The following is a 6575-nucleotide window of genomic DNA, read 5'->3' on the forward strand; positions in this document are numbered from 1 at the left end:
GGCCAATCCCCAGGCCTGGCATGAGGCCCATGGGCGCTGGTTGCGGCGTCAGGGCTGGGTGGCGAGTGCGGCGTTGCTGATCGCGCTGTTGGCGCTGTGGTGGGGCGACAGTCTGGCCGCTGGGTTTGTGCTAATGGCGGCCTTGCTGCTCGGTGCCGCGTTGGGGCTGCCGGTGCTGCTCAATGCACTGTTGAAAGCGCTGTTGGGGCGCAGCCGCTCGGTGCTCGGACAATGGTTTCTTGCCGACTGCCGCCAACAGTTGCCGGCCTTGAGCCTGGCGCTGATGGCGTTGCTGTTGGCGCTGGCGGCCAACATCGGCGCGGGCTCCATGACCTCGGGCTTTCGCCTGACCTTCAACAACTGGCTGGAACAACGCCTCACCGCCGAGCTGTACATCAACCCACACAACCCGGCCCAGGCCGAACAGTTGAATACCTGGCTCACGCAACAACCGCTGGTGCAGGCGGTGCTGCCCACCTGGCAAGTCGCCGTGCAATTGCGGGGCTGGCCGGCGGATGTGTTCGGCGTGGTCGACGCCCCGACCTATCGCCAGCACTGGCCGTTGCTGGAAGCGGCGCGTGCGCCGTGGGACCAACTACTGCGCAATGACACGCTGATGCTCAGCGAGCAACTGGCGCGGCGCTTGAACGTGCAAGTGGGCGACGCCGTTGACATCCCCACGCCCCAGGGTGTGTGGTCGCCCCAGGTGGTGGGGATCTACGCCGACTATGGCAACCCCAAAGGCCACGTACTGGTCAATGCGCAGCACCTGTTGGCGCATTGGCCGACGCTGTCGCCGGCGCGCTTCAACCTGCGTGTACTCCCGCAAAACGTCGCGCCGCTGGTGCGTGAAGTGCAGCGCGAGTTTGCCCTGGACGACAGCCGTATCGTTGACCAGCAGCAACTCAAAGGCTGGTCGAGCCAGGTCTTCGAGCGCACCTTCGCCGCCACCGCCGCGCTGAATAGCCTGACCCTCGGCGTGGCAGGCGTGGCGCTGTTCATCAGCCTGCTGACCCAGAGCCAAAGCCGCCTCGGCCAACTCGCACCGCTGTGGGCATTGGGCGTAACGCGCCGGCAATTGATGCTGCTCAACCTGGGGCAGACCTGGTTGTTGGCGGTGCTGACGCTGCTGCTGGCCTTGCCCTTGGGGTTGCTGTTGGCGTGGTGCCTGGATGCGGTGATCAATGTGCAGGCATTTGGCTGGCGCCTGCCATTGCATATTTTCCCCTGGCAACTGGCGCAACTGCTGGGGTTGGCGCTGCTTGCCACGTTGCTGGCGTCGGCATGGCCGCTGTGGCAGTTGTACCGCAGTCGCCCGGCGGATTTGCTGAGGACGTTCGCCCATGAAGATTAAGGCGCTGCTGTGCGTCGTTTTGTTGCTGGTGAGCGGCTGTGACAAAGCCCCCGCGCCCGAGGAAAGTTTCGCCGGCCTGGGCAGTCAGGCGGCAGATTTTGCCCAGGTGCTGCCCGGCAAGGTCTTCAATTTTCCCGAGGATCACGGCCCCCATGCCGGTTTTCGCATCGAGTGGTGGTACGTCACCGCTAACCTGAAAGACGCCCAGGGCCATGTATTCGGCGTGCAATGGACCTTGTTTCGCAATGCTCTCAAGGCCGGGCCGACGCAATCGGGCTGGCAGGATTCAACGATCTGGCTCGGCCACGCCGCCGTCACCTCGGCCACCCGGCACTACGCCGCCGAGCGCTACGCTCGCGGTGGTGTCGGCCAGGCCGGGGCCCAGGCCGCGCCGTTCAGTGCCTGGATCGACGACTGGAACTTCGCCACCCGCCCAGGCGCAACCGGCCCCTTGGCGGACATGCTGCTCAAGGCCAGTGGCGCGCAATTCGCCTACGACTTGCACCTGACGTCCAGTCGCCCGTTGGTGCTGCAAGGCGACAACGGCTACAGCCGCAAGTCCGACCAAGGCCAGGCATCGTACTACTACAGTCAGCCGTTTTTCACCGCCAACGGCAGCATCAGTCTCGACGGCAAGGTGTACCAGGTCACGGGCCCGGCCTGGCTCGACCGCGAGTGGAGCAGCCAACCCCTGGCCGCCAGCCAGACCGGCTGGGACTGGTTTTCCCTGCACCTGGACCGTGGCGAGCAGTTGATGCTGTTTCGCGTAAGACAAAAGGACGGCACGGGTTATCTCACCGGCACCTGGATCGACCGCGAGGGCCATACCCAAACCTTGCACAATGCCGATATCCAACTTACGCCACTGGCCACCACTGACATCGACGGGCGGCGTATTCCCACACGCTGGTCGCTGAAAATTCCCGGCAAACAGCTGGATATCACCACAGAAGCCGTCAACCCGAAGGCCTGGATGAACCTCAATATTCCGTACTGGGAAGGACCGGTGCAGTTTGAGGGAGGGGTTGGGTATCTGGAGATGACCGGGTATTAGCACTTTTCTGTAGGTGCTGATCCTCTTCTGCGTAGGCAACTTCCCAAATGTGATTTAGCCCCCTCGGGCTTGTGTCCTGGCCGTATTCGCTTGCTTATATTCCGACGCCATCTTCATTGCATTCGGGATGTAAGGCATGGCGCGCGGATACATCAACGACAAGCCAATCAGCTACAGCAGTTTGAAAACCTGGCTGATGGGCCACGGCGTGAGCCGCCAGCACTCTGACCATTTTGATGTGTTGAATCATCACTTGCGCGGTGGGTGGGTGATGCCGGGGCGGATGGTGATTGTTCCAGACACGGAGAGCGTCAGTTGTTCCTGGAACGAATCCTGGTGGGTGCGTTATGCCGAGGAAATTGATCGCAACCTGGAGCTGGATGCCGCGGCTGCACAGACGATGATCGATAACTACGACCTGCTGCAGAGCCTTCTGACGTATGGCTCGATAGGTATCGGCAGTACAACATCGGCGTGGTCGCGGCACCTGGATGAAGTCGTGAACACGTTGGAGGAAATCGAGCGTCTGCATCAACGCCTGAAAGCGGGCGGGTTGGATCGCCAGGCGTTTATCCGCCAGCGCCAGGTGCTGCTGGCGCTGCTGGGCACGCAACTGCGCGGTGCCGCACGATTTGGCACGGGGTTGCGCGGCAATCAATCGCTGAAGAAGGTGCTGGGGATTTCGACCAAAAGCTATCTGAATAAAGGTGAGATCGCCGGGTATGCACAGCGGGTGAAGGCGATTTCGCAGACGTCGAAGTGGTTGGGCAAGGGCTCTTATATTGGGTTGGCGCTGGATGTGGGCGCAGCGGGTTTGGAGATCAAGGAGGCGTGTGTGGTGGGGCGGGAGGCGCAGTGTCGGCGGGCGAAGTATGTGGAGACGGGGAGGTTGGCGGGTGGGGTGGCAGGAGCATCCTGGCTCACTGCGGCGGGTGCTGTTGCTACGCGTCGCGCCTGTACGATTTTTTTGGGTATTGCAACTAAAGGCCCCGGAGCACTGACGTGTGGAATTATCGGCGGCGCCGGGGGAGGGTATATAGGAGGAAATGCAGGGGGGGATACCGGTGCGTTTCTGGGCGGCAAGATTATAGAGATCGATGGTGTTTTTATCTTTCAACCCGAGGGGGCCTGACTATGGATCTTTTTCTCGTCTTTAGTATTTTACTGTTTATAAGCTCTCTGGTTGGCGTAGGGCTGATGTTATACGCCGAGTGCAAAAAGCTCGAAGTGTTGGAAAGCTACTTCAGTGAAAACAAGCTGGTTTGCGATAACAAACGTTTTTGGGGAAGAAATATGCGGATCGACAGGTTTCAGCGCATGCTCTTGATCAATCAATTGTTAGGAATGCCCAAACTGCATGTAAAGCGGGGCGATGTGACTGAGGCAGAGCTGGCTTCAATCCCGATATCCCTCAAGCGTTGGGCACTTTGGCCGTATCGTCTTGCTTTTATTTGGCTGATCGCATCAGTCGTTTGGAGCATTTGGTACCGATGGTAGCTCACCTGTCCTCACCGCCACCTGGATGAACCTGAGTATTCCGTACTGGAAGGGTCGGTGAGGTTTAAGGGGCTCTGGAGATGACCAGGTATTAGCACTTTCTGTAGGCGCCGATCTTTTTTTGTAGGCAACTTCCTGAATGTAATTGAGCCCCCTCGGGCTTGTATTCGGACGGAATTCGCTTGCCTGTATTTCGACGCCAACTTCATTGCATCAAGGATGTAAGGCATTGCGCGGGGATATATCAACGACATGACAATCGACTACAGTAGTTTGCAATCCTGGCTGATGGGCCACAGTACGAGTCACCAGAAAACTGACCATTTTGATGTATTGAATCATCACCTGCGCCGGGGCAGGGTGGAGGAGGCTGCTGAGGGCGTAGGCGCTGCATTAGCACGTCGTGCATGCGGCTTGGTTCTAGGCGGCAAGATCATAGAGATCGATGGTGATTAGATCTTTCAACCAGAGGAGGCCTGACTATGGATTTTTTTCTCGCCTATACCATTGTGCTGTTTGTTGGGATGTCTATCCTCTTGGGACTGATGCTATTTGCCGAATATAAAAAACTCGACGAGTTGGAAAGTTACTTCAGTGAGAACGAAAAGGTTCGTTACCATAAGCGATTTTGGAAAAGAAATCAGCGGATCGACAGAAGCGTTGGGCGCTGTGGCCCTATTACCTTGGCTTTATTTGGGGTATCGCATTGGTTGTGTGGTCGGTTTGGCGCAGGTGGTGCAACATCCCAATTTGAACGTGGAAGGGAGCTTCGCTGCCGGTGGGGGATGTGCGAGTTTCCGGCGCGAACATTCAAATCAGCGGGTCCCAGCGTTGCGACCAGTCACCTTCCGCCTTGACCACGCCACGCAGCAATTCCAGCGCCTGCTGCAACACCGCGGAATCCCGCGCCCGCGAGTACACCAGGAACGTCGGGAAGCTGAACTCCGGCGCCTTGGGCACGCGTTGCATCACGCCGCTGTCGAGGTAGCTTTGCACCACTCGGGTACGGAAATACCCGGCACCGCCATGCTCCAGAATGTACTGCAGCGCCAATGGCCCGAGGTTGAAACTCAGCGCGGCGCGGGCCTTGTCGGGCAGGGCGGCGTCATGCTGCTGGCGAAACCCCGGGCCCCAATCGATATACACGTATGGGGTCGGCTTGCTCACCCGTTGCACCAGGATCAGTTTTTCTTCCAGCACCTGCTCCACTTGCAGCCCCGGCCAGTACTGCGGCTGGAACACCAGTGCCGCGTCGATCACACCCAGTTCCAATTGGCGCAGCAGGTAGTCGCCTTCACGGATTTCCGTGCGCAGCGCATGCCCCGGGATATGTTCGCGCAAGGCCTTCGCCCAGCCGAGCATCAACGGGTTGCACAGGCTGACCTCGCCGCCGATATGCAGCACATTGCGATAGCCCTCGGGCAATGGCAGGTCGCGGCGCGCGGCTTCCCAGGTTTGCAGCAACTGGTTGGCGTACACCACAAAGGCCTCGCCGTCGGCGGTCAAGCGCGCACCGGCGCGGTTGCGTACAAACAGCGTGCTGCCTAGCTGGCTTTCGAGGTTCTTCACGCGTGCGGTGATGGCGGTCTGGGTGACGTGCAGTTTCTCGGCCGCCGCGGCCAGGCTGCCGCAGCGGGTGATTTCGAGGAAAGTGCGTGCCAGTTCGATGTCCATGAAGCCCCCGGGGATGAATGGGCGCCTATTGTAGTGGAATGCGATCAAGAACTGTGGGAGGGGGGCTTGCTCCCGATTGCAGTGTGTCAGTTGACTGATCGGGTTCTGGCACACCCTCATCGGGAGCAAGCCCCCTCCCACAGTTGGATCTACGCTGCTCCGGTGATCGGGGCTGGCAGATGCTCGGTCGGGAATGCCTTGGCATATGCCTGGCAAACCCGCAATACCGTCTCATCGGCAAACCGCGCCGCCACCACGTGTAACCCCACCGGCAAGCCATTCGCCGCCAGCCCGCACGGTACCGACGCGGCCGGCTGCTGGGTCAGGTTGAAGGGGTAGGTAAACGGCGTCCACTCCATCCATTCCTGCATCCCGGAACCTGGCGGTACGTTGTGCCCGACCTCGAACGCGGTGATCGGCATCATTGGCGACACCAGCACATCGTAGTGCTCATGGAACGCCGCCATCCGCGCCACCAGCGCTGCCCGTGCTTCGAGGGCCGCGCTGAAATCGTCCAGGCTCAAGCGCTCGCCGCGCTGTGCGATGCGCAGCAGGCCGGGGTCGAGCAGGTGTTTTTGCGCGTCGCTCATCGGGCCGGTCAGGCGGGCGGCGCCGGCTGCCCACAAGGTGCTGAACAGCTCCAGCGGGTCGCTGAAGCCTGGGTCGATCTGTTCGACATGGGCGCCCAACTGCACCAGGCCCGCCACCGCCTCGGCGACTACCTTGGCCACTTGCGGGTCGACGTCGACGTAGCCGAAGGTGGGGCTGTAGGCGACGCGCAGGCCTTTCAAGTCCGCTGCGTCCGACAACCAGGGCGTGGTCCTCGGCGCGCCGATCAAGCCGTCCCGTGCATCCGCTTGTGCGACGGTTTGCAGCATCCGAAGGCAGATGTCGACGATCACATAAGGCGTGCCCTTGATCGTCACCGTTACCAGTGCCAGTCGATCCTTGGTGGTGATCGTTGGTGCTGGCTCGCCGGCGCCGCTTACGTTCTCT

At 60.4% G+C, this 6575-nt stretch carries 6 protein-coding genes and 1 pseudogene; 5 read left to right on the plus strand and 2 right to left on the minus strand.

Annotated features, from left to right (window positions below; all coding sequences use genetic code 11):
• The 5 genes and pseudogenes from L9Z73_RS22880 to L9Z73_RS22900 form a co-directional block, all read left to right on the plus strand.
• Positions 1 to 1354: ABC transporter permease (locus tag L9Z73_RS22880; protein WP_247405819.1), on the plus strand; the 1354-nt coding region annotated here is incomplete at its 5' end.
• On the plus strand, positions 1344 to 2408 hold the full coding sequence (locus L9Z73_RS22885) for a lipocalin-like domain-containing protein (RefSeq protein WP_247405823.1): 1065 nt from the start codon (positions 1344 to 1346) through the stop codon (positions 2406 to 2408). The genes L9Z73_RS22880 and L9Z73_RS22885, both read left to right, overlap by 11 nt.
• 136 nt (positions 2409 to 2544) lie before the next feature.
• Complete coding sequence (locus L9Z73_RS22890) at positions 2545 to 3540, plus strand: hypothetical protein (protein ID WP_247405826.1); 996 nt, start codon at positions 2545 to 2547, stop codon at positions 3538 to 3540.
• 2 nt (positions 3541 to 3542) lie between these two features.
• Positions 3543 to 3905 (plus strand): hypothetical protein, encoded by a 363-nt coding sequence (locus L9Z73_RS22895; protein WP_247405829.1) that lies wholly within the window; start codon positions 3543 to 3545, stop codon positions 3903 to 3905.
• 482 nt (positions 3906 to 4387) lie between these two features.
• Positions 4388 to 4659: pseudogene (locus tag L9Z73_RS22900) on the plus strand (hypothetical protein).
• A gap of 56 nt (positions 4660 to 4715) precedes the next feature.
• On the opposite strand, the gene L9Z73_RS22905 reads toward L9Z73_RS22900, so the two are convergent.
• Positions 4716 to 5579, minus strand: a complete 864-nt coding sequence (locus tag L9Z73_RS22905) for a LysR family transcriptional regulator (protein ID WP_247405832.1) — start codon at positions 5577 to 5579, stop codon at positions 4716 to 4718.
• A 149-nt stretch (positions 5580 to 5728) separates the two neighbouring features.
• Positions 5729 to 6575 (minus strand): amidase family protein (locus L9Z73_RS22910; RefSeq protein WP_247405834.1); only part of this gene is annotated, 847 nt, incomplete at its 5' end.

It is taken from the genome of Pseudomonas emilianonis (assembly GCF_023072625.1).
Classification (GTDB): domain Bacteria; phylum Pseudomonadota; class Gammaproteobacteria; order Pseudomonadales; family Pseudomonadaceae; genus Aquipseudomonas; species Aquipseudomonas paraveronii.